This window comes from Streptococcus mitis (assembly GCF_023109105.1).
GTDB classification, from domain to species: domain Bacteria; phylum Bacillota; class Bacilli; order Lactobacillales; family Streptococcaceae; genus Streptococcus; species Streptococcus mitis_BW.
Genome location: NZ_JALDTZ010000003.1, coordinates 43,955 through 64,064, shown reverse-complemented (window position 1 = coordinate 64,064; position 20,110 = coordinate 43,955). Strand labels below are relative to the sequence as shown.

The following is a 20,110-nucleotide window of genomic DNA, read 5'->3' as shown; positions in this document are numbered from 1 at the left end:
GATTTTTGACTCAGCCTCTTTACTTAATCTTCTTGATACTTTGACTAAGAATAAATCCTACAATCATCCCTACTATATTTTGCATGAAATTTGGTAGAATTTCTGGTAGGGCTGCTGCCCAGCCATTCATCAAAGTAGAACCCAAGGCGTAGCCCCCTACCATGGCAATCGTTGCTAAGACAAGACCTAGCCACTGAGTTTTTCCTTTAAATCCTGCGAAAAATCCCTGCAAGCCATGGTTGACCAAGCTAAAGAACATCCACTGAGGGTAGCCTGATAAGAGGTCAATCAAGAAACCTGCTAGTCCTCCGACTACAGCCCCTTCACGACTACCAAAGTAAAAGGCCGCAAAGAAGACACCCGCATCTAAAAGGGTTAGAATACCTGTCGGTGTTGGAATTTTTAAGAAATAGCCTAGAACCACAGAAAGGGCGGTCAATAGGGATACAAAGGCGATTTTAGTTGTTTTGGTTTGCTTCATATTGTCTTACTCCATACTGATCTGCTTGTGCAATAGCACGATAAACGAAAGCCTTAGAGCTTTCTACTGCTGATAAAAGTTCATCACCTTTGACTAGATGACTGGCAATGCTAGAGGCAAAGGTACAACCTGCACCAGCATTTTGCCCTTGGATAACGGGATTTTCTAGGACTATAAAGGTTTGTCCATCATAAAAGACATCCACAGCCTTGTCCTGACTAAGGCGATTGCCTCCCTTGATAATGACTGCTGGTGCTCCTAAGGCATGTAATTTCTGCGCTGCAGCCTTCATGTCTTCCAAGGTTTTAATTTCCTGACCAGCTAATAATTCTGCTTCTGGGAGATTAGGCGTAATCACACTGACATGAGGGAAAAAGCGAATCAACTCTTGACAGAGTTCACTTACAGCCACGTCATGCGTTTCCTTGCAGACTAAGACAGGATCCAATACCACAGGTACTCCTGGACGTTGTTTGATAAAGTCCAAGGCCTTCTCAGCTACACTAACAGTCGGCAAAAGACCAATCTTAATTCCCCCAAACTCCACATTACGCAAGCTATCCAATTCATGTTGAAAAATGGTATTGTCAGTTGGAAAGACTTCAAAGCCCTTTTCTGTCAAGGCTGTCAAGCAAGTCACTGCTACAAAGCCGTGCAAGCCGTTCAAGGTATAGGTAGCCAAATCAGCGGATAAACCACCTCCACTAAAAATATCATTTCCAGAAAGTGCTAAAATACGATTATTCTTCATAACGAATCTCCTTTAAATACAAACCATTTGGTGCTGCCGTCGGACCTGCAAGTTGCCTGTCCTTTTTCTCCAAGATCAGGTCAATCTGCTCTACTGGCATACGGTTGTTTCCGATTTTGAGCAGTGTCCCCACCATATTACGAATCTGCTTATACAAGAAACCATTTCCTGAAAAGGTAAAAGTCAAAAACTGACCTGTCTCATCAACTATTAAACTAGCTTCTGTAATGGTACGAACCTTATCCTCCACACTAGTCCCCGAAGCTGTAAAACCTGTAAAATCATGGGTTCCCTCAAGCTTTTTGATTGCAACCTGCATCCGTTCCACATCAAGCGGATAGGGAAAGTGAGTGGCATAGTGACGGCGCATAGGATTTTTTGGACGCCCCCTATCCACGATAAACTCGTAGGTCTTGCTATGCTTGGCATAACGGCAATGAAAATCATCTGCCACAAGCTCAATCGAAATCACATCAATATCTTCAGGGGACTGGGTGTCCAGAGCAAAACGGAGCTTCTCCTCATCCATCCGATAAGGAAGGTCAAAATGAATGACCTGTCCTAGAGCATGAACCCCACTATCTGTCCTACCAGCACCGTGAACAGTAAGGGCTTGCCCCTTATTCAATCTAGTCAAGGTTTTTTCAATTTCTTCCTGAACGCTACGCGCATGAGGCTGGCGCTGAAAACCAGCAAAGGCATAACCATCATAGGAAATAGTTGCTTTATATCTCGTCATGACTTCTATTTTATCAAGAAATTAGTCTCGTAACAAGCTAGAAAATTTATAATTGTCTGGGTACAATATTTCCGAAAAGAAAAACTTAGGAATCAATCCTAAGCTCTCTTTTGAAGTAGGTACATAACAAAGATAGAGGTTACAATCAACCAGGATCCTAAAATGGCGAAGACCAGCATCCCATTGTGAGTTAGTAAGCCAATTGCACCTAGAACGAATGGAGTCGTAAAGGCTCCGAAACTACAGCCTAAAACTGCAAATGAGGTTGCTTGATTGAGGAGTTTAGCTGGAATTCTTTCAGAGACAAGTTGAAAGACCGTCGTCAAGGCTACACTGTAGGCAAAACCAGCCAGAATGCTTCCTGCCACCACCACCCACAAGGATGGAGATAAAGCAATCACAATTTGCCCTAAGCCGAAGGTAATACCAGACCAGAGGAGTAATTTTTCCTTAAAGATAGAAATCAAGAAAGAAAAACTCACCCCAGCCACAATCCCAATCAGCTGCATGATACTTAGGACAAAACTAGATAACTGGGCATCTCCAAGCCCTCTTTCCACCATCAAACTTGGAATACGAATAGTAATAGCCGTATTGGTACAAACTACAACTGCCGCTTCTATAGCTAGGGTAAAAATCAAGCCTTTCATTTCACGAGTTAAACGACTTGCTTCCTTCGCTTTTTTCTTGACTTCTTTCTTTTCTTTTCCATAAGGGACAAAGAGCAGATAAAGGGTCAGCACCAAAAATCCAGCACTATAGGCCAAGAAGGTAGCTGTCCAACCAAAGGCCAACAACTGACCGACTGCCAAGGTAATGAGAGAAGCTCCTACGACCTCTGCAGAACCGCGTAGTCCTAACATCTGAATGCGCGTTTTTCCTTGATAGCGTTCACTAATAATGGAAATGGCCTTGGCATTGATCATCCCAACACCCAAACCAAAAAGAATCCGTGTTCCAAAGACAAAAGGATAGGCCTGATACCAGAAGGGAGCCGTTCCACTCAGTGATAAAATCAACAAGCCCAAACTAATCTGTAAGCGCTCAGGGAATATTTTTTCTAAGAAACCATTTAGTAATAACATAATCATGATTCCAAAGGATGGCAAGCTCGCTAAGAGCTCAATTTGTTCCTTAGGATAACCTTGATAATAGTCAAACATAGCTGGTAGAGCACTTGAAATCGAAAAGGAGGTAATCAAAACGAGGGAGAGAGCCAAAATACTGACCCGTTCTAAAAATTGTTTCATGAAATCTCTTTCTATATTTCTCTTAATCTTCTATTTTTTGATGGTTATCAAGCAAGAAAAGAAGAAGTCTCTTTGGTGTATAGACTCCTTCTTAAACTCGAAAATGAATCCCTTGTGTCTTATACTCAATGAAAATCAAAGAGCAAACTAGGAAGATAGCCGCAGGTTGCTCAAAGCACTGCTTTGAGGTTGTAGATAGAACTGACGAAGTCAGCTCAAAACATGGTTTTGAGGTTGTAGATGAAACTGACGAAGTCAGTAACTATATATACGGCAAGGCGAAACTGACGTGGTTTGAATTTGATTTTCGAAGAGTATTAGGATGACTTTCTCTTGATTTGCTTGATAAAGTAGAAGATAAATCCTGCCACCATATAGGCAACAAAGATAATCAGACACCACTTAAACACGACATCCCAACCCTTGTTTACATTCAAAAAGAAGTAAGGGAAGGGACTGACCTTAGAATTAGGAACATCAAGTTTCAGTACCAAGCCATTAAAAAGAGCAAAAATCATATACAGCAAGGGTAAAATCGTCCACACAACTGGATCCCAAATCTTGTATTGACCCTGTTTGTCAAAAAAGAGGGTATCCGCTAAAAACCAAAGGGGAACGATATAGTGGCAAAGGAAATTTTCCAGAGTATAGAAATTAGTCGCAATGGGCGCTAAGAGGAAATGGTAAATCACACAGGTAATCATGATACTCATGGTAACCCCACCTTTTAAGCGCAAGAGACTTGGTCTTTGCCAGTTTTCACCTAAACGGCTCATAACCTTTAGGAGATAGAGCGTAAAAATCGCTACTAAAAGATTTGACAAAACCGTATAATAGAGAAGCATCCCAAATCCACCATGCTTGGCGATTTCAAGATAAACTCCCGTAAAAGCCGCTAGAAACAAGAAGATACGGCTATAAAATACTAGTTTATAGTGCTTTGACATGCTTAAATTTTCTTCACAAACTCTGATTTGAGTTTCATGGCACCAAAGCCATCGATTTTACAGTCGATATTGTGGTCGCCTTCTACGATGCGAATATTTTTCACACGCGTTCCTTGTTTCAAATCTTTTGGCGCACCTTTTACTTTCAAGTCCTTGATGAGGGTTACTGTATCACCGTCAGCCAATTTATTTCCGTTGGCATCGATAGCGACAAGACCTTCTTCTACTTCTGCAACTTCAGCAGGATTCCACTCATGAGCGCACTCTGGGCAAACCAGTAGGGCACCGTCTTCGTAGACATACTCTGAGTTACATTGTGGGCAATTTGGTAGGTTGTTCATGGTTTCTCCTTATCATCATTCACTATTCTTTGAAAATCAAAATTTCTCGAACAGCAACTATTATACCTTAAAATTAGTATTTTGACAAATTTAGAAAAAAACCGATATCAATCTATCGGCTTTTCTACATTTACATTCTTTTTTCAGCTTCTGCTTTGATTTTTTCAACTACTTCTTGAATGTTCAAACCAGTTGTGTCAAGGTAGACAGCATCCTCTGCTTGTTTGAGAGGTGAAGTCTCACGATGGCTATCCTTGTAGTCACGCGCAGCAATCTCCTCTTTTAAAGTTTCAAGATCTGTTTCAATTCCCTTGGCAATATTTTCCTTGTAACGACGCTCTGCTCTTTCATCAACAGAGGCTACTAGGAAAATTTTCAATTCTGCTTGTGGCAATACAACAGTCCCGATATCGCGACCGTCCATGACAATCCCACCTTGCTGGGCAATCTCTTGTTGGAGGGAAACTAGTTTCTCACGAACCTCAGGAATTGCTGCAATAGCAGAAACATGATTGGTCACTTCATTTTCACGGATAGGATGAGTAATATCCACATCTCCTACAAAAACAAGCTGTTCCCCAGTTTCTGAGCGTCCAAAACTGATTGGATGCTGGTCTAACAAGGTTAGAAGTGCTTCAACTTCTTCTACTCCTAACTGGTTTTTAAGAGCCATATAAGTCGCTGCACGATACATGGCACCTGTATCGAGGTAGGTATAACCAAAATCCTTGGCAATAATCTTTGCGACTGTACTCTTACCACTCGAAGCAGGACCGTCAATAGCAATTTGAATTGTTTTCATATCAACTCCTATTTGATTTTGACAACATCACCTGGATTAGCAAACCAAGATCCTGTAGCCATATGGCCAGGATTCAAGGCCTCTAACTGAGCAATCGAGATTCCTGCACGAGCGGCAATGGCTGCTTCTCCTTCTCCAGCCATAACTTTTGTAGTTCCTTCTGGATCAGTTGGATGTTCTGAACTACTAGATGACTCTTCAACCTTCTCCTCTGAACTAGAAGATGCCTGCTCTGAACTACTAGAAGATGAAATCTGTACTACATTTGCATCAGAATCGTGAAAATCTTTTAAGGCTGCCGTGCGATTGCTCCCACCCGATGAAAGATAGATCAGAACAATGATCATCACGACTACAATCACAAAGAAAATACTTGCTAAGATAGTTAAGATACGGTTAGCAACGACTCCTCCACCTTGTTCTCTCTTACGACGTTCTGATCTTGTTTCTTCTTGATTCTCATAAATATCTTCTTGCCACGGTTCTTTTGCCATACCTTACTCCTTGTTTTTTTTTACTTTTCTTATTACAATATAAATATGAAAATCACACTTATACCTGAACGTTGCATCGCCTGTGGGCTTTGCCAAACTTATTCTGAATTATTTGATTACCACGATAATGGAATCGTGCGTTTTTACGATGACCCTGACCAACTAGAAAAAGAAATCTCTCCTAGTCAGGACGTCGTAGAAGCTGTTAGAAACTGTCCGACACGTGCCTTGATTAAAGATTAACTCTAACATCGATAAGAACGTTCCACTCCTTCTAGTTTAGCATATTTCCATGCAAAATTATAGTCTTTTCTCTTTATTTTTTTCTGTAAGATCAGGAAGGTCACTTTTTTCTTTGACGAGATAAAGTGGTCTTTTTTTAGTCTCTAGATAAATCTTACTGATATACTTGCCGAGAATCCCAATGGTCAAGAGTTGAATCCCTCCGAGAAAGAGAATAACAGCCATCAGAGAGGTCCAACCTGATGTCGGATTGCCCAAAATGAGAGTCCGAACCACAACAAAAAAGGTCATAAGTAGAGAAATAAAACAAGATAGGAGACCTGCCACAAAGGCGATAATCAAGGGAAAATCTGAAAAGTTAACAATCCCCTCAATGGAGTAGAAAAAGAGTTGCCTAAAACTCCAACTGGTCTTGCCAGCCTGCCTTTCGACATTAGGATAATCTAAATAGTGAGTTTTAAACCCGACCCAGGCAAAAAGTCCTTTAGAAAAACGATTGGACTCAGTCAAGCTTAAAATGGCATCGACTACAGACCTTCTCATCATACGAAAATCACGGACACCTGATGGCAGGGCTACTGGACTGATTTTTTTCATGAAGCCGTAAAAGAGATTAGCACAGAAACTGCGAAAGAAGGGTTCTCCCTCCCGACTAGTTCTCCTGGTCCCAACACAGTCCAAGTCTGTATTCTGGTCTAGTAAGGCTTTCATCTCAAGCAACATACTAGGAGGATCTTGGAGGTCTGCATCCATCACCACCACCAAATCCCCTGTCGCATATTGTAAGCCTGCATAGAGGGCTGCTTCTTTGCCAAAATTTCGCGAGAAAGAAATATAATGCACTGCCGGATTTTGCTCCCGATAGGTCTTTAAGAGTTCCAAAGTCCCATCACTTGATCCATCGTCGACAAAGACATACTCGATTTCTGTTTCCAAATCTGGAAGTAAAGCTTCCAAAGCCTGATAAAAAAGAGGAAGTACTTCCTCTTCGTTTAAACAGGGGACTATGATTGAAATCACCATCTTAGTCTTCAAATCCATTTGGATGCTTGCTTTGCCAACGCCATGCGTCTTCACACATTTGGGTGATGTCTAATTCTGCTTCCCAACCGAGTTCTGCTTTGGCTTTTGCAGGATCTGAATAGCAGGCTGCGATATCCCCTGGGCGACGTTCTACAATGCGGTAAGGAATTGGACGCCCCACTGCTTTTTCCATATTTTGGATAATTTCAAGAACTGAGTAGCCTTTCCCTGTTCCAAGGTTATAAACATTTAGACCTGAGCCTTTTTGGATTTTTTTCAGAGCTGCAACGTGACCTTTAGCCAAGTCGACAACGTGGATATAGTCACGAACACCAGTTCCGTCTTCCGTATCGTAATCGTCTCCAAACACTTGCACTTGTTCTAATTTTCCAACGGCTACTTGCGTCACATATGGCAAGAGATTGTTTGGAATACCATTTGGATTTTCTCCCAAATCACCACTCTCATGGGCTCCGATTGGGTTGAAATAACGAAGTAAAACCACATTCCATTCTGAGTCTGCCTTGTAGATATCTGTCAAAATTTCCTCAAGCATAAGCTTAGTGCGACCATATGGATTGGTCACTGAAAGTGGGAAATCTTCCAAGATTGGCACTGTATGAGGATCGCCATAAACTGTCGCAGAAGAACTGAAAATAATGTTTTTACAGTTGTTTTCTTCCATGACCTTCAAAAGACTAACAGTTCCAGCAATATTGTTGTCATAGTAGGCAAGAGGAATACGGGTAGATTCACCGACAGCCTTCAAACCAGCAAAGTGAATGACACCAGTTGGTTCTTCTTGCTTGAAAATATCTCTGAGAGTATCTGTATCACGGATATCTGCCTCATAGAAAGGCACTTCAACTCCTGTAATTCTCTCAACAACTTCTAAACTTTTTCTGTTACTATTCACAAGGTTATCCACCACAACAACTTGATGACCTGCTTGGATTAACTCAATAACTGTGTGGGTTCCGATAAAACCTGCTCCACCCGTTACCAAAATCTTTTCTTGCATCTTTTTTCCTCGATTCTCGGATTATTTTTTCTTATTTTACCATTTTTGATAGGGAATGTCATTTGCCATCCTAGAGGGGAGGCTAAAATTTCAGTAAAATTCTTATTCGCTTTTTACCCGTTTGACATAGTTTTCAATTGAGTAGTTCAAAGGGTCCAAGGTCAACTCCTTGCCTTGAATCAGTTGAGCTAGATGGTAACCAATGATAGGACCTGTTGTGAGGCCTGATGAACCTAGCCCACTAGCCGCATAGACACCTGCCAATTCTGGCACCTGCCCAAAGAAAGGTGAGAAATCACTGGTGTAGGCACGGATTCCCACACGCTCACCAGCTCTAGTAGCTTCTGCTAAACTAGGATAGTGGGGTAAGGCTGCTTCCTCCATTTGTCGGAGCAAGGTTTCATCTACTGTCAAATCAAATCCCATACCATTTTCATGAGTAGCGCCTAAGGATAATTTCCCACCTGCAAAAGGAATCAAATCCCACTCTCCTTCTGGCATAACAACAGGGTAAGCTTCCATGTCTTTACCAAGCTGATAATCTCTAAGTTGTCCTTTTTGAGGACGAACATCCACTTCATAACCTAAGGGTTCTAATATGTTCCCCAACCATGCTCCCGTCGCCAAAACAACCTGATCAAACACCTCTTCGCCAATCTGGTAGCCTGATGCTAAAGGTGTCAGAGTCACTTTTTCTTTGACCAGCTTGATGTGACTGGTTTCCAGCAAACGAGTCACTAAGAGTTGTCCATCCACTCTCGCTCCACCAGAAGCATAAAGCAGGCAGTCAAATCCCTGCAAGCCAGGGAATAATTCATTTACTGATGCTTGATCCAGAATAGCTAATTGCCCTATCAAGGGAGATTCTTCTCTGCGCTGAAGGGCCAGTTGATAGAGTTCTTCGAGTTTTTTTTCATCCTTTTTCAGGAGAAAGACTCCCGAACGCTGGTAAAAGTCGATTTCTTGCCCTGACTTCTCTAAATCAGCTAATAAATCCACATAAAAGTCAGCCCCCAAGCGCGCCATCTTGTACCAAGCTTTATTGCGGCGTTTTGAAAACCAAGGACTGATAATTCCTGCTGCAGCCTTGGTAGCCTGCCCTTGTCCATGGTCAAAGACGGTCACCTCTAGGTCACTTTCTTTCGAGAGGTAGTAGGCAGCTGTCGCCCCCACAATCCCTGCTCCAATAATGGCAACTTTTTTCATTGTTTTCACTTTCTAATACTCAATGAAAATCAAAGAGCAAACTAGGAAGCTAGCCGCAGGCTGTACTTGAGTACGGCAAGGGGAAGCTGACGTGGTTTGAATTTGATTTTCGAAGAGTATAACTAGATATGGTGGAAAGGATTGGTCGATGCTTGACTAGCTACAATATCAATAGTCCAGCTTTTTTCCTCTTTCCATTGAGTAAGAAGCTCTGCAATTTTTTCTACAAAAAGCACTTCGATATAGTGTCCTGGGTCCAATGCCAACAGGCCATCAGACAACATATCCTGAGCTGTGTGGTAATAAATATCGCCAGTAATATAGACATCTGCCCCCTTTGCCAAAGCATCCTTATAGAATGACTGCCCACTTCCACCACAGATGGCCACTCTTGAAATAGGCTTCTGCAAATCAGTCTCTTGATAATGCACCATTCGAAGACTATCTAGACCAAAGACTTGCTTGACAAGCTGGGCCAAGTCCCCAAATGTCTGAGGCTGAATATTCCCAATACGTCCAATTCCTCGTTCTGGACCTGTTTCCTGCAGATAAGTTGTATTCTCAATACCTAACATCTGGCAGAACCAGTCATTAAGGCCATTTTCAACGATATCAATGTTAGTATGACTGACGTAAACTGCAATATCGTGCTTAATCAAATCGATATAAATCTGATTTTGAGGTCGATCGGCTACCAAGTCCTTGATGGGACGGAAAATGGGCGCGTGCTTGACGATAATCAAGTCCACCCCCTTTTCAATAGCTTCAGCCACCGTCTCTTCACGAATATCGAGGGTAACCATGACACTTTGGATATCCTTGTCCAGAGTTCCTATTTGCAGGCCACGACTGTCTCCCTCCATGGAAAATTCCTGAGGGCAAAAGGATTCATATGCGCTAATTACTTCACTTGCTAGCATGGAGAACCTCCTTGATTGCTTGAATTTTATCTACAAGAACTTGACGTTCCTCCAAATTTTTTTCAGGGATTTGTCCTAGGGCGAACTCTAACTTCTCAGCTTCTTTTTGCCATTTTTGGACAAACACTGGACTAACTTCTTTGGATAAGAAAGGACCAAAACGTGTATCTCTTGCTGACAATTTCATTTCTCCAGTTTCCACGACTAGAATCTCATAAAATTTACCAGATTCCTCTAAAATACTTTCGGCAACAATTTGGAATCCATGGTCTTGTAACCAATTACGCAAGTCGTCCTCACGATTATTAGGTTGAAGAATCAAACGCTCAACATTGGCTAGTTTATCCAATCCCTCTTCTAATATTGAAGCTATCAAACGACCTCCCATTCCTGCAATAGTGATTACAGAGACCTGGTCACTTTCTTCGAAAGCTGATAAGCCATTGGCGAGTCTGACTTGTATTTTTTCTACCAAGTCATGTTCTTTGACATTTTTGATTGCAGATTGGTAGGGACCTTCTACGACCTCACCTGCAATGGCACGCTCGATGTGACCTTTTTCAACTAATTCAATCGGTAGATAAGCATGGTCACTTCCCACATCCAGCAAAACGGCTCCTTGAGGCACAAAGGAAGCTACCGTTTCTAATCTCTTTGAAATCATTTTTTCTCACTTTCCGAATTACTATTAGTTCTATTATACCATATTTCAACCTTCAATCTTACACCAAAAAAGACTGCAACCATCGATTGCAGCCTTTCTTTATTTTCTCATTTGATAACGACTTGTCAGGATGAACATCACAATAAAGATGAACATCATGACGCTATAGACTGGTAGTGTTTGTGCTGTAAGTGTTGAAATTTCCAGTAGTTTTTGAATTCTTGGAAATAGAGCTGTTCCAAGGAAGCCCCCAACTGACCAAACAATCAAGAGAACTCGCCAAAGGGTAAATGGCAAGCAAGCTCTAACGACAGACATGAATCCAATTGATGCCAGTAGGTAATACAGAATTGTCGAAATTTCAATGGCCGACCAGCCTTGACTTGTTCCAAAAATTTTAATAAACAGAACACTAAAGACTACCATCAAGGCACTTGGTAAAGCACGGAGCATGGATTTTCTAAGGAAGTTCTGTTCGACAGGTTTGATATTTCTCTCAAAAGTCAATACAAACGGTGGGAATCCTTCCACAAACTGGTCAATCATGGTAATCTGAATAGGAATGAATGGGAAAATCAAAATCCATTCCGTACGTCCCAACAAAGCACTGGCAATACAGATAACTGCTAGCAAGAAGGAATAGATGGTCTTAATCAAGAAAATCGGAGCAATGTGGGCAATGTTATTAACCACACGACGACCTTCAAAGAGAATCTCAGGAACATCATTGAAATCTGAATTCAAGAGGACCAGATTTGCAATCTGACGAGTCGCTGGGTCTCCTTCAGCCATAACGATGGAACAGTCTGCCTCACGGAGAGCTAGAATATCATTGACACCATCTCCTGTCATAGCAGTGGTGTGGCCTGCTTTTTTCAGAGTTTGGATAATCAGTTTTTTCTGATGAGGTGAAACACGTCCGAAAATGGCTGTTTCCTCAGCCATGGCTATCAATTCCTCATCTGTGATTTTCGAGCAATCTACATAGCTATGGTAGTCCGCAAAACCAGCCTTCTGGGCAATGCTGGAAACCGTAACTGGATTGTCACCAGAGATAATCTTGAGTCCCACTTCCTGAGAACGGAGATAGTCCAGCGTCTCTGCTGCTCCCTCTCGAATAGGATCCAAGATCTCCAGCAAGGCTAGAGCCTGAATATCAGATGGTTTCTGGGGCTTGTGATGGTCTAATTTCTCCTGACTAAGAGCTAAGACCAAAACACGTGACCCTCTCTCCAAGGCCTCTCTGGCTTCTAGTACTTCAGAGTCCAACAACATCTCAGGTGCACCTAAGAAAATCGTTCCCAAACCTTCTAACTCCATAGCTCCCCACTTGCGGTCACTTGAGAAAGGAAGATTGGAAATCATAGGATAAGTAACTTCTCCCACAAAACGCTTTCGAATAGCTTGGGCTGTTGGATTTTTATCTTCACTATGAGCCATATAGCTGGCTAAGATGCTAGCAAGCGCTGACTCTCCATACTCTTCGGTCAAAGGAAGAACAGCCTCCACCTGCATATTTCCTTGGGTGATGGTGCCCGTCTTGTCCAGACAGAGCATATCCACGCGCGCCAAGGTCTCAACAGAGTACATCTCCTGAACCAAGACCTTTTTCAAGCCCAGCTTAATCACCGCAGTCAACAAAGAAGTAATAGTCAAAAGGGCAATTCCCTTGGGCAACATTCCCAAAAGAGCTGTCGACGAATTTACAACGGATGACTTGAGAGGCAAGCCTTTTAACATCAAGGCTTCTAGCAAGAGAGCCAGACCAAAAGGAATGATAATCTTCCCAGTAAAACCAGCTAGCTTGTCCAGCGATTTCATAATACGGGAGTTGATGGGTTTAACGGTCTTTGCTTCCAGCATGAGTTTGGCAGCATAGTTGTCTGCACCGACATGGTAAACTTGAGCTAAAACTGACCCACTGGCTAGGAAACTTCCTGACAAAAGCAGGGCGTCCACTTCCTTTTGCACCAAATCACTTTCTCCCGTTAACATGGCTTCATTGACTTCTGCAAAGCCTTCTAATACAATGGAATCACTAGGAATCTGCTCTCCCGCAGACAAACGAATGACATCTCCTAGAACCAATTCTTCCGGATTGAGGGCAACTTCCTGCCCATCACGAATGGTTTTGACCTTTTCCTTGGTCATGAGATTGAGCTTGTCCACCATGTGTTTGGCTCGTAGCTCGGTCACAATTCCAGAAAAAGCGTTAAAGCAGATAACAGCAAAGAAGACCAGATTGCTCCAGGCTTGCACAAAGGCTAGTGCCAAAGCAATGACAAAGTTTAAAGCGTTAAAAAGGGTAAAGACATTTCGTTTGATGATTTGCCAAGTGCTAGTACTAGCCGAAGCAGTAAAATCATTGACCAAGCCCTCAGCCTGTCTTTCCTTGACTTCTCTTTGGGTTAATCCCATAATCTTATTTTTATCCATAAATTCTATCATATCATTTTTTTAAAAAGAATTCTAATCTCATCCCAAATATGCATCTAGTCAAGGGAAAAGTTTGCCAGCCATCCTTTGATAGGGTATAATAATAACAAGAAAAGAATCGAAGGAGATCGCATGTTTTATACTTATTTACGTGGATTGGTTGTCTTGCTCCTATGGTCCATCAATGGCAATGCCCACTATCATAATACTGATAAAATTCCTAATCAAGATGAAAATTATATTCTAGTTGCACCTCATCGCACTTGGTGGGATCCAGTTTATATGGCCTTTGCGACCAAGCCAAAACAGTTTATCTTTATGGCCAAAAAAGAACTCTTTAGCAACCGTATCTTTGGTTGGTGGATTCGTATGTGTGGTGCCTTTCCTATTGACCGTGAAAATCCTAGCGCCTCAGCCATCAAATATACTATCAATGTTCTCAAAAAAAGTGACCGCTCTCTCATCATGTTTCCAAGTGGGAGCCGTCACTCAAACGATGTCAAGGGGGGCGTAGCCTTGATTGCCAAGATGGCCAAGGTTCGTATCATGCCTGTTACCTATACAGGGCCTATGACCTTAAAAGGCTTGATTAACCGCGAACGTGTCGATATGAACTTTGGAAATCCAATCGATATCTCAGATATCAAGAAAATGAATGATGAAGGCATTGAAACAGTCGCCAATCGCATCCAAGCAGAATTTCAACGTTTGGACGAAGAAACGAAACAATGGCACAATGATAAAAAACCAAACCCACTCTGGTGGTTTATCCGCATCCCTGCCCTCATCCTTGCCATTATCCTCGCTATCCTAACCATCATCTTTAGCTTCATCGCAAGCTTTATCTGGAATCCAGATAAGAAGAGAGAGGCTCTTGGTTAAAAAATACAATTATCCCTTGGCTTTTACCAGGGGATAATTATTTTATTCGATTTCCCATTCTTGGGCCAACCAGTTGGAAAAGGCTAGAAATCGTTCAGCTACTTGCTCATGGTGTCCATAAGGATCAAAAACAAACTGACCATTCGGATAGCATTTCTGAAGACTGGTATGAATCTGCTCAGCATAGGCTGGTGCTTGGGCCAAGCGATTAGTATGATGGGCTCCTTCTGTTTGACCATTTTGTAAATACAGCAAACAGTCTAGATTTTCCACTTTCTTTTCCTTGCAGTAAGCCACAAAATCAGGATACCAAAAGGAACCGCAGATGGAGAAGACACAGGATACCTTGTCAAAGCTGAAAAGACTGTAAACTGCCACCAAACCACCTAGTGAGTAACCTCCGTAGGCAAGACGTGCTTCATCCAAACGATAAAGCGACTGCAACTTGTCTAAAAGACCCCCAAATAAAAGATCATGATAGGCATTTGCCTGACCACCAAAATCTGGAGCCCCATCTCTTAGAGCTGGTGCCTTCCAAGGAGTGTAGTCGTCTAGACGATTTTTAGAGGTCAAGCCCACTAAAATCACAGATTCTGAAAGGGAAGATAGGAAATCCAAGTTTCCATCATTCAAGAGAATCGCTGGATAGGTTTGATCGGGATCATAGGTCGAAGGAAGGCTGACCTTGACTTGGATCCCTTCCCAATCAAACTCATTATTGCTTGATAAAGTCATTGATTTTCTCAAGGGAATCAATCACTGCTGGACCATAGTCCATCAATTCATCGTAAGAAATGGTCATGATTTTTTGATTCTTAATTGCAGGAACGCTTTCCAAAACAGCATTCGCCTTCATCAACTCCACTGCTTTTTCATCCAATTTTTTATTGCGGTCGCTGGTTACATAGATAATCAATTCAGGATCCATTGACACCAGGTTTTCCAAGGTCAAGCCTGATGTACCCGTGGCAACGTTTGTATAACCAAGTTGGTTCAGCAAACTTTCTTGTAAGGCTGACTTGTAGGCCCCAAAGGTTTCATCATTGTAGGCTACCATAATCAAAGCCTTTTTCTTTTCACCCTGTGTTTCTGGGTTGGCTTTTTTAACCGCATCGATTTTAGCTTGTAATTGCTCTGCATATTGGTTAGCCTTGTCTTGGACATTAAAAATAGTACCAATATTCTTCACATCTTCTACGATATTTCCTAAATCTTGTTGGATATTTGATAGTGAAGCTTTTTGCGTATAAACAGGGATTTTGTTTTCATTCCAAGCGCTAATGGTTCCCATTGACTTTTCAGAGAACATCATGTTGCGTCCCATCAAGGCATCTGGTTCATAAGAAAGAACACTTTCTTGTGAGACAGATTTTTTATCGCCAATATGCGGGATGGCTTCAATGGCATCCTTGTATTTACCAGTTACAGCATTATCAGGATTGAGCATGCCAGCAATTTTATCTTGCAAACCGAGTTCAAGCAAGATTTCAGTTGTTGAAAGATTGTTGGTGATGACCTTTTCAGGTGCTTTTTCAAAGACTTGTTCGACTTCGTTTCCTTTGGCATCATAAGTTTTGATGGTTACAGGATAGCTGGTTTCCGTACTAGCTTTTGGACTGGCTTCTGTTGTAGCTGGTGCAGTTGATGTTTCTTTAGAAGTGTTGCCACAAGCTGCCAAAGTTAAGGTAGCTACTGTTACCAGAAAAATGCTTAGTGTTTTTTTCATCTTGTTTTCCTTTTCTTTCTTATAAATAGTGAATCATAGCTTGCTGATCCTCGGTCCAAGTCACCTGACTTTGAACTCCGTATACAGTTTGCAATGACTCATGGGTGATGGTCTCTTGCGGAGTCCCCTGATAAAGGATTTCCCCCTCTTTCATCAGATAGAGATAATCCGAATAGCGACAAGCTAGCTGAATATCATGCAAGACAGCTAGTACATTAATCTTGAGTTCCTTGACAATGGCCAGTAAGTCTAGCTGATACTTGATATCCAAATGATTGGTCGGTTCATCTAAGAGCAAGAGTGTCGGTTCTTGCGCCAAGGCGCGTGCTAACAAGACTCGCTGTTTCTCTCCCCCCGACAGGGACGAATAAAGACGAGTTTTCTTCTCGAGCATATCCACCTTAACGAGGGCATCTTGAACGAGCGTAAAATCCCTGTCCCTTTCCTTCTCTAAAAAAGACAGGTGGGGAGTTCTTCCCAGCAAGACAATTTCTTCAACTGTACAATCAAACTGCAATTGATTGAACTGGGTGACAACTGCCATTTGCTTGGCTGTTTCTTTGAGTGACCAATGCTCCAAAGGGTTTCCATCTAAGCTTATCAAGCCTTTATCCGCCTTTTCCTGACGATAAAGGAGTTTAAGTAGACTGGTTTTCCCGCTTCCATTTGGTCCTAGTATCGTGTGAAATTGATTCCCTTCAACCTTAAGAGAAACTCCTTTTAGGATTTTTTTCTCTCCTAGTCCAAAGTGGATATCCTGACAAATCAAATCCATATCAGCCCCTCACCTCCCTTCGCCTACCTCCAACCATGTAGATAAAGAAGGGGGCACCTACTAAGGCTGTGAAAATACCAATAGGAAGCTCTGCGTTTGGAATGATGATACGAGATAGTACATCTGCCCAGATGACAAAGAGGGCACCTAGCAAGGTTGCAACAGGAAAAAGCCTCTTGTAATTCGTTCCTACTAACCCACGAGCTAAATGTGGTGTAATCAAACCGACAAAACCGATGATTCCACAAGTCGAAACTAGGACTGCAGTCATCACAGCTACAATCGTCACATAGAGATACCAGTAAAAACGTAGGGGAATCCCCAAGGTCAAAGCCGCCTCATCTCCCATCATCATGGCATTGAAAACACGGTATTGAGTAGAGAAAAATAAAAAGGCTATTCCCACGATTATAGTTGGCAAGGTTAAATGAGCCCATGAGGTTCCCGCTAAAGAACCCATGGTCCAAAACTTGATGGTCATAACGCTATCAGCATTGGCCCCGATAGAGATAATAAAGTTTGAAAAAGCCAAAAATAGTGCATTCACAACTGTCCCCGATAGGATTAAGCTGGAAGTTGTCATCCTGCCCTGCATCGATGCAATGAGAAGAACTGCAACCGTTGCTAAAATCGCTCCAAGGAAAGATCCTAGACCAATCATAACCTTAAATCCAAGAATAATACTCAAAGTTGCTCCAAAGGTTGCCCCGGCTGAAATTCCTAACACATAGGGCTCTGCGATTGGATTATTGACGGTTGACTGCATGACACTGCCACACATGGAAAGTCCAGCACCCACAATCAATCCAAGAAAAACCCTTGGCAATCTCATATTCCAAACAATAGCAATCGTAGACTTTGAGATATCTCCTATATCAAAAGGAGCACCTAACTGACTCAAAATTATCCGATAGGTATCACTCAAGCTAATCTGAACAGAACCCATAGAAACTGCCAGAAACAGAGAAATCCCCAAAGCTCCTAACAGAATAGCTAGTAAAAAACAATATCTCAGGTTTTGATGACTTCCAGAAAATTTGGAAAGCATGAAACCCTCCCTTTATCAAAAATTAAAAATTTAGACAATTTTCATAAATTAGTATACCACATTTCCAAAGCAGGAACAAGACAAGAAAAATGCACATAAAAAAAGCCCTCTGAAGTCAGAGAGCTGATTTGAGCTCGGGCTAAAATCCAAGTAAAACAAAAAAATCTACACGGTCAGAAAAGTCTCTATCGTGCCATTTTCATACATGATGTATAGTCCAAGTAGAATGAATACTAAGGGAACAATGATTCGCTCGTATTTTTCAATTGTCTCGAATATTAACGGAATAGAGGATAACACCCGACTAAGCTCGCATAAGATAATTATGCCGATTACAAACACAAGCAACGCCACGAGGGTCTGTGACCAATCTAACGAAGCAAAATAAGGTATATAGATACCTAAATTATCTCCGCCAGACGCAATTGTCAGCAATGTAACTGTCCAAAACAGTTGATTTGCCTTGCTTTGTTCTAATCTTTCAATAATTTCTTCCTCTTCTTCCTCACCTTCTCCAACAATTGCAAAGCGAATCCCTAAATAGATAGGGATTAAACCAAGCAATCCAACCATCCATTCTTCAGGCACGAAATTAACGACATAAGCAGCAACTAAACTCGCCCCTACAAGTAAGCCTGTGCCTAGATATTGCCCCGCATAAATATGCCATTTTTGTTTATTCTGTGATAGCTGTGCAAATAAAATAAATAAAATAATTAAATAATCGATACTGGTGGAAATATAAACACCAATAGCAGATATGATTGTCTGTCCCATAAAAACCACCTGTATTAGTCAGTAATAAATCAGCAGATTTTAGGAGAGCACAGACACATTAATTTAGCTATCGCTAATGGGTAATGTCGAACGTAGGAAAGCATTTTACTCCTCCTAAAAACGTAGTTACAAAGTAATTTCTAACTGGAATTCGGTGACTACTTCCATGTAAAGTATAACATACTATACTTTACTTCGTAAAGTGTGGGCTCTCCGAGGGTCTTGCAGACTACTACCATTTGAGGTTTTTGTAGTCCTATTTCAACTAAATTGACTCAAGCGCAAGGTTTTTGTAGTCTCCAAAATTGTGGCCGATAAAACCTCAATAAAAAAGCTCCCTGAAGTCAGAGAGCTTGATTCTTGCTGGATAAAACGTTTATAGACTAGGCGGCAAGCCGAAGATTGTACTGATGGTACATCGAGGCGAAGCCAACGAAGTATAGAAACGTTTTAGACGCAAGATTAACGACGAAGTCCAAGAGAGTTGATTAACTCACGGTAACGGTTAACGTCGTTTTTACGCAAGTATGCAAGCAAGTTACGACGGCGACCGATTTTCTTCATCAATCCACGGTAAGTAGCGTGGTCTTTTTTGTGTTGTTTGATGTGTTCGTTAAGGTGGTTGATTTCCCAAGTAAGGACAGCAACTTGAACCTCTACTGAACCTGTATCACCTTCGTGACGTGCATATTGTGCAATGATTTCATTTTTTTTCTCTTTTGAGATTGCCATGATGTTTCTCCTTTTTATTTGGCTTCATCCGAGTGACAGGTTGGCATGCCTGTAACCAAGAAGAAGTTATTTGTCTTTACGACATTTCTTATTCTACCAATAACTAGGTTCTTTGTCAACTAATTTACTATCTATACCGCAAATGTGCTATAATAGTTATAGGAAGGATATCTAAGTAGACAGCTTGAAAAGTGAGGTGATTACCATGCGTAAATTCTCTCAATATCTCCCCTACTATCTGGTTATATTTTTCTTTTATTGGCCACTTTATGAACTGTTATTATGGACTATTACTGAAAACTATATCTTGAAGGAGCTCTTCATCAGCAACGTTATTATCTTTTCTCCACTGGCGACTTTCATAGTATCACTATTCTACTCTTATCGTTTCAAGTTCTCAGTTTGGTGGTTAATTGGAGTTGGATTGCTCTTTTGCTTTACAATCATTACTTTCGGAGAATTTATCCTTCTCTACTTCTTAGCCTATGAAATCTTTGCCCTCGCAGGCATGGCTTCTGGTCTTGGAATCAAGTATCTTCTACAAAAAAGAAAAAACAAAAAACTTTCACAAAAACCTTGAAAAATCTCGCAATCATGCTATAATAATGCATAGAGATAAGTCACTTAGGCCCTTTCTACCAGAGAGTGCGTGGTTGCTGAGAACGCATAGGAAGACTATACTGATACTACTCTACTGACTTTTATGAAAACATAAAACGGTGGCCACGTTAGAGCCAATCAGAGGTGTCCCTCTTTTTTGAGGAACATAAATGAAGGTGGAACCACGTTGCGACGTCCTTTCGAGGATGTCGCTTTTTGTTTTTCTTTATTTAATACTGCAAAATAGGGAAA

General features: G+C 41.6%; 24 protein-coding genes. 4 read left to right on the top strand and 20 right to left on the bottom strand.

Annotated features, from left to right (window positions below; genetic code table 11):
* Window positions 1-19: 19 nt before the first annotated feature.
* The 4 genes from M1F37_RS02985 to M1F37_RS02970 form a co-directional block, all read right to left on the bottom strand.
* Entirely contained in the window at window positions 20-481 is a 462-nt protein-coding gene (locus M1F37_RS02985; protein ID WP_247934660.1) for an ECF transporter S component, read from the bottom strand.
* Window positions 459-1,232, bottom strand: a complete 774-nt coding sequence (locus M1F37_RS02980; RefSeq protein ID WP_247934659.1) for a bifunctional hydroxymethylpyrimidine kinase/phosphomethylpyrimidine kinase — start codon at window positions 1,230-1,232, stop codon at window positions 459-461. Before M1F37_RS02980 ends, M1F37_RS02985 begins: the two co-directional genes overlap by 23 nt.
* Window positions 1,222-1,971 (bottom strand): tRNA pseudouridine(38-40) synthase TruA, encoded by a 750-nt coding sequence (gene truA / locus M1F37_RS02975; protein WP_247934658.1) that lies wholly within the window; start codon window positions 1,969-1,971, stop codon window positions 1,222-1,224. Before truA ends, M1F37_RS02980 begins: the two co-directional genes overlap by 11 nt.
* Window positions 1,972-2,069: 98 nt before the next feature.
* Window positions 2,070-3,221 (bottom strand): MFS transporter, encoded by a 1,152-nt coding sequence (locus M1F37_RS02970; RefSeq protein WP_101785892.1) that lies wholly within the window; start codon window positions 3,219-3,221, stop codon window positions 2,070-2,072.
* A 128-nt stretch (window positions 3,222-3,349) separates the two neighbouring features.
* On the opposite strand from M1F37_RS02970, the gene M1F37_RS02965 reads away from it, so the two are divergent.
* Window positions 3,350-3,547, top strand: coding sequence for a hypothetical protein (locus M1F37_RS02965; RefSeq protein WP_247934657.1), 198 nt, complete (start codon window positions 3,350-3,352; stop codon window positions 3,545-3,547).
* On the opposite strand, the gene M1F37_RS02960 is transcribed toward M1F37_RS02965, so the two are convergent.
* The 4 genes from M1F37_RS02960 to M1F37_RS02945 all read right to left on the bottom strand — a co-directional run bounded on the left by M1F37_RS02960 (window position 3,539) and on the right by M1F37_RS02945 (window position 5,805).
* Complete coding sequence (locus tag M1F37_RS02960; protein WP_000033944.1) at window positions 3,539-4,168, bottom strand: Pr6Pr family membrane protein; 630 nt, start codon at window positions 4,166-4,168, stop codon at window positions 3,539-3,541. The genes M1F37_RS02965 and M1F37_RS02960 overlap by 9 nt on opposite strands.
* 2 nt (window positions 4,169-4,170) lie before the next feature.
* The gene (locus M1F37_RS02955; protein ID WP_020903640.1) at window positions 4,171-4,509 is read right to left on the bottom strand and encodes a zinc ribbon domain-containing protein YjdM; all 339 of its coding nucleotides are present in this window, start codon (window positions 4,507-4,509) and stop codon (window positions 4,171-4,173) included.
* A 130-nt stretch (window positions 4,510-4,639) separates the two neighbouring features.
* Complete coding sequence (cmk, locus tag M1F37_RS02950) at window positions 4,640-5,311, bottom strand: (d)CMP kinase (protein WP_049551335.1); 672 nt, start codon at window positions 5,309-5,311, stop codon at window positions 4,640-4,642.
* Between the two features lie 8 nt (window positions 5,312-5,319).
* On the bottom strand, window positions 5,320-5,805 hold the full coding sequence (locus tag M1F37_RS02945) for an SAG1386/EF1546 family surface-associated protein (protein ID WP_247934656.1): 486 nt from the start codon (window positions 5,803-5,805) through the stop codon (window positions 5,320-5,322).
* A gap of 45 nt (window positions 5,806-5,850) precedes the next feature.
* Here M1F37_RS02945 and M1F37_RS02940 point away from each other — a divergent pair, with 45 nt between their 5' ends.
* Complete coding sequence (locus M1F37_RS02940) at window positions 5,851-6,048, top strand: ferredoxin (RefSeq protein ID WP_004235080.1); 198 nt, start codon at window positions 5,851-5,853, stop codon at window positions 6,046-6,048.
* Between the two features lie 57 nt (window positions 6,049-6,105).
* Here M1F37_RS02940 and M1F37_RS02935 read toward each other — a convergent pair whose 3' ends face one another.
* The 6 genes from M1F37_RS02935 to M1F37_RS02910 form a co-directional block, all read right to left on the bottom strand.
* Window positions 6,106-7,071, bottom strand: a complete 966-nt coding sequence (locus M1F37_RS02935; RefSeq protein ID WP_247934743.1) for a glycosyltransferase family 2 protein — start codon at window positions 7,069-7,071, stop codon at window positions 6,106-6,108.
* A gap of 1 nt (window position 7,072) precedes the next feature.
* Window positions 7,073-8,092 carry a UDP-glucose 4-epimerase GalE gene (galE, locus tag M1F37_RS02930; protein WP_247934655.1) on the bottom strand — a complete coding sequence of 340 codons (1,020 nt, stop codon included), beginning with the start codon at window positions 8,090-8,092 and terminating at the stop codon, window positions 7,073-7,075.
* A 102-nt stretch (window positions 8,093-8,194) separates the two neighbouring features.
* Window positions 8,195-9,298: an NAD(P)/FAD-dependent oxidoreductase gene (locus M1F37_RS02925; protein WP_247934654.1), complete on the bottom strand. Its 1,104-nt coding sequence runs from the start codon at window positions 9,296-9,298 to the stop codon at window positions 8,195-8,197.
* A gap of 122 nt (window positions 9,299-9,420) precedes the next feature.
* Entirely contained in the window at window positions 9,421-10,218 is a 798-nt protein-coding gene (locus M1F37_RS02920) for a Nif3-like dinuclear metal center hexameric protein (RefSeq protein ID WP_247934653.1), read from the bottom strand.
* Window positions 10,205-10,882, bottom strand: a complete 678-nt coding sequence (locus M1F37_RS02915; RefSeq protein WP_247934652.1) for a tRNA (adenine(22)-N(1))-methyltransferase — start codon at window positions 10,880-10,882, stop codon at window positions 10,205-10,207. Before M1F37_RS02915 ends, M1F37_RS02920 begins: the two co-directional genes overlap by 14 nt.
* A 99-nt stretch (window positions 10,883-10,981) precedes the next feature.
* Entirely contained in the window at window positions 10,982-13,318 is a 2,337-nt protein-coding gene (locus M1F37_RS02910; protein WP_247934651.1) for a cation-translocating P-type ATPase, read from the bottom strand.
* Between the two features lie 132 nt (window positions 13,319-13,450).
* Here M1F37_RS02910 and M1F37_RS02905 point away from each other — a divergent pair, with 132 nt between their 5' ends.
* Window positions 13,451-14,200: a lysophospholipid acyltransferase family protein gene (locus M1F37_RS02905; RefSeq protein WP_247934650.1), complete on the top strand. Its 750-nt coding sequence runs from the start codon at window positions 13,451-13,453 to the stop codon at window positions 14,198-14,200.
* 42 nt (window positions 14,201-14,242) lie between these two features.
* On the opposite strand, the gene M1F37_RS02900 is transcribed toward M1F37_RS02905, so the two are convergent.
* The 6 genes from M1F37_RS02900 to rpsO form a co-directional block, all read right to left on the bottom strand.
* A complete protein-coding gene (locus M1F37_RS02900; RefSeq protein WP_247934649.1) occupies window positions 14,243-14,935 on the bottom strand; it encodes an alpha/beta hydrolase in 693 nt (230 codons plus the stop codon).
* On the bottom strand, window positions 14,916-15,926 hold the full coding sequence (locus tag M1F37_RS02895; protein ID WP_247934648.1) for an ABC transporter substrate-binding protein: 1,011 nt from the start codon (window positions 15,924-15,926) through the stop codon (window positions 14,916-14,918). The genes M1F37_RS02900 and M1F37_RS02895 overlap by 20 nt, the downstream gene beginning before the upstream one ends.
* Before the next feature lie 19 nt (window positions 15,927-15,945).
* On the bottom strand, window positions 15,946-16,701 hold the full coding sequence (locus M1F37_RS02890) for an ABC transporter ATP-binding protein (protein ID WP_247934647.1): 756 nt from the start codon (window positions 16,699-16,701) through the stop codon (window positions 15,946-15,948).
* 1 nt (window position 16,702) lies between these two features.
* Complete coding sequence (locus M1F37_RS02885; protein ID WP_247934646.1) at window positions 16,703-17,749, bottom strand: FecCD family ABC transporter permease; 1,047 nt, start codon at window positions 17,747-17,749, stop codon at window positions 16,703-16,705.
* A 165-nt stretch (window positions 17,750-17,914) separates the two neighbouring features.
* Complete coding sequence (locus M1F37_RS02880; protein WP_223330249.1) at window positions 17,915-18,526, bottom strand: CadD family cadmium resistance transporter; 612 nt, start codon at window positions 18,524-18,526, stop codon at window positions 17,915-17,917.
* 462 nt (window positions 18,527-18,988) lie between these two features.
* Entirely contained in the window at window positions 18,989-19,258 is a 270-nt protein-coding gene (gene rpsO / locus M1F37_RS02875; RefSeq protein ID WP_001018251.1) for a 30S ribosomal protein S15, read from the bottom strand.
* A gap of 205 nt (window positions 19,259-19,463) precedes the next feature.
* On the opposite strand from rpsO, the gene M1F37_RS02870 reads away from it, so the two are divergent.
* A complete protein-coding gene (locus M1F37_RS02870; protein WP_247934645.1) occupies window positions 19,464-19,838 on the top strand; it encodes a hypothetical protein in 375 nt (124 codons plus the stop codon).
* Window positions 19,839-20,110 lie beyond the last annotated feature (272 nt).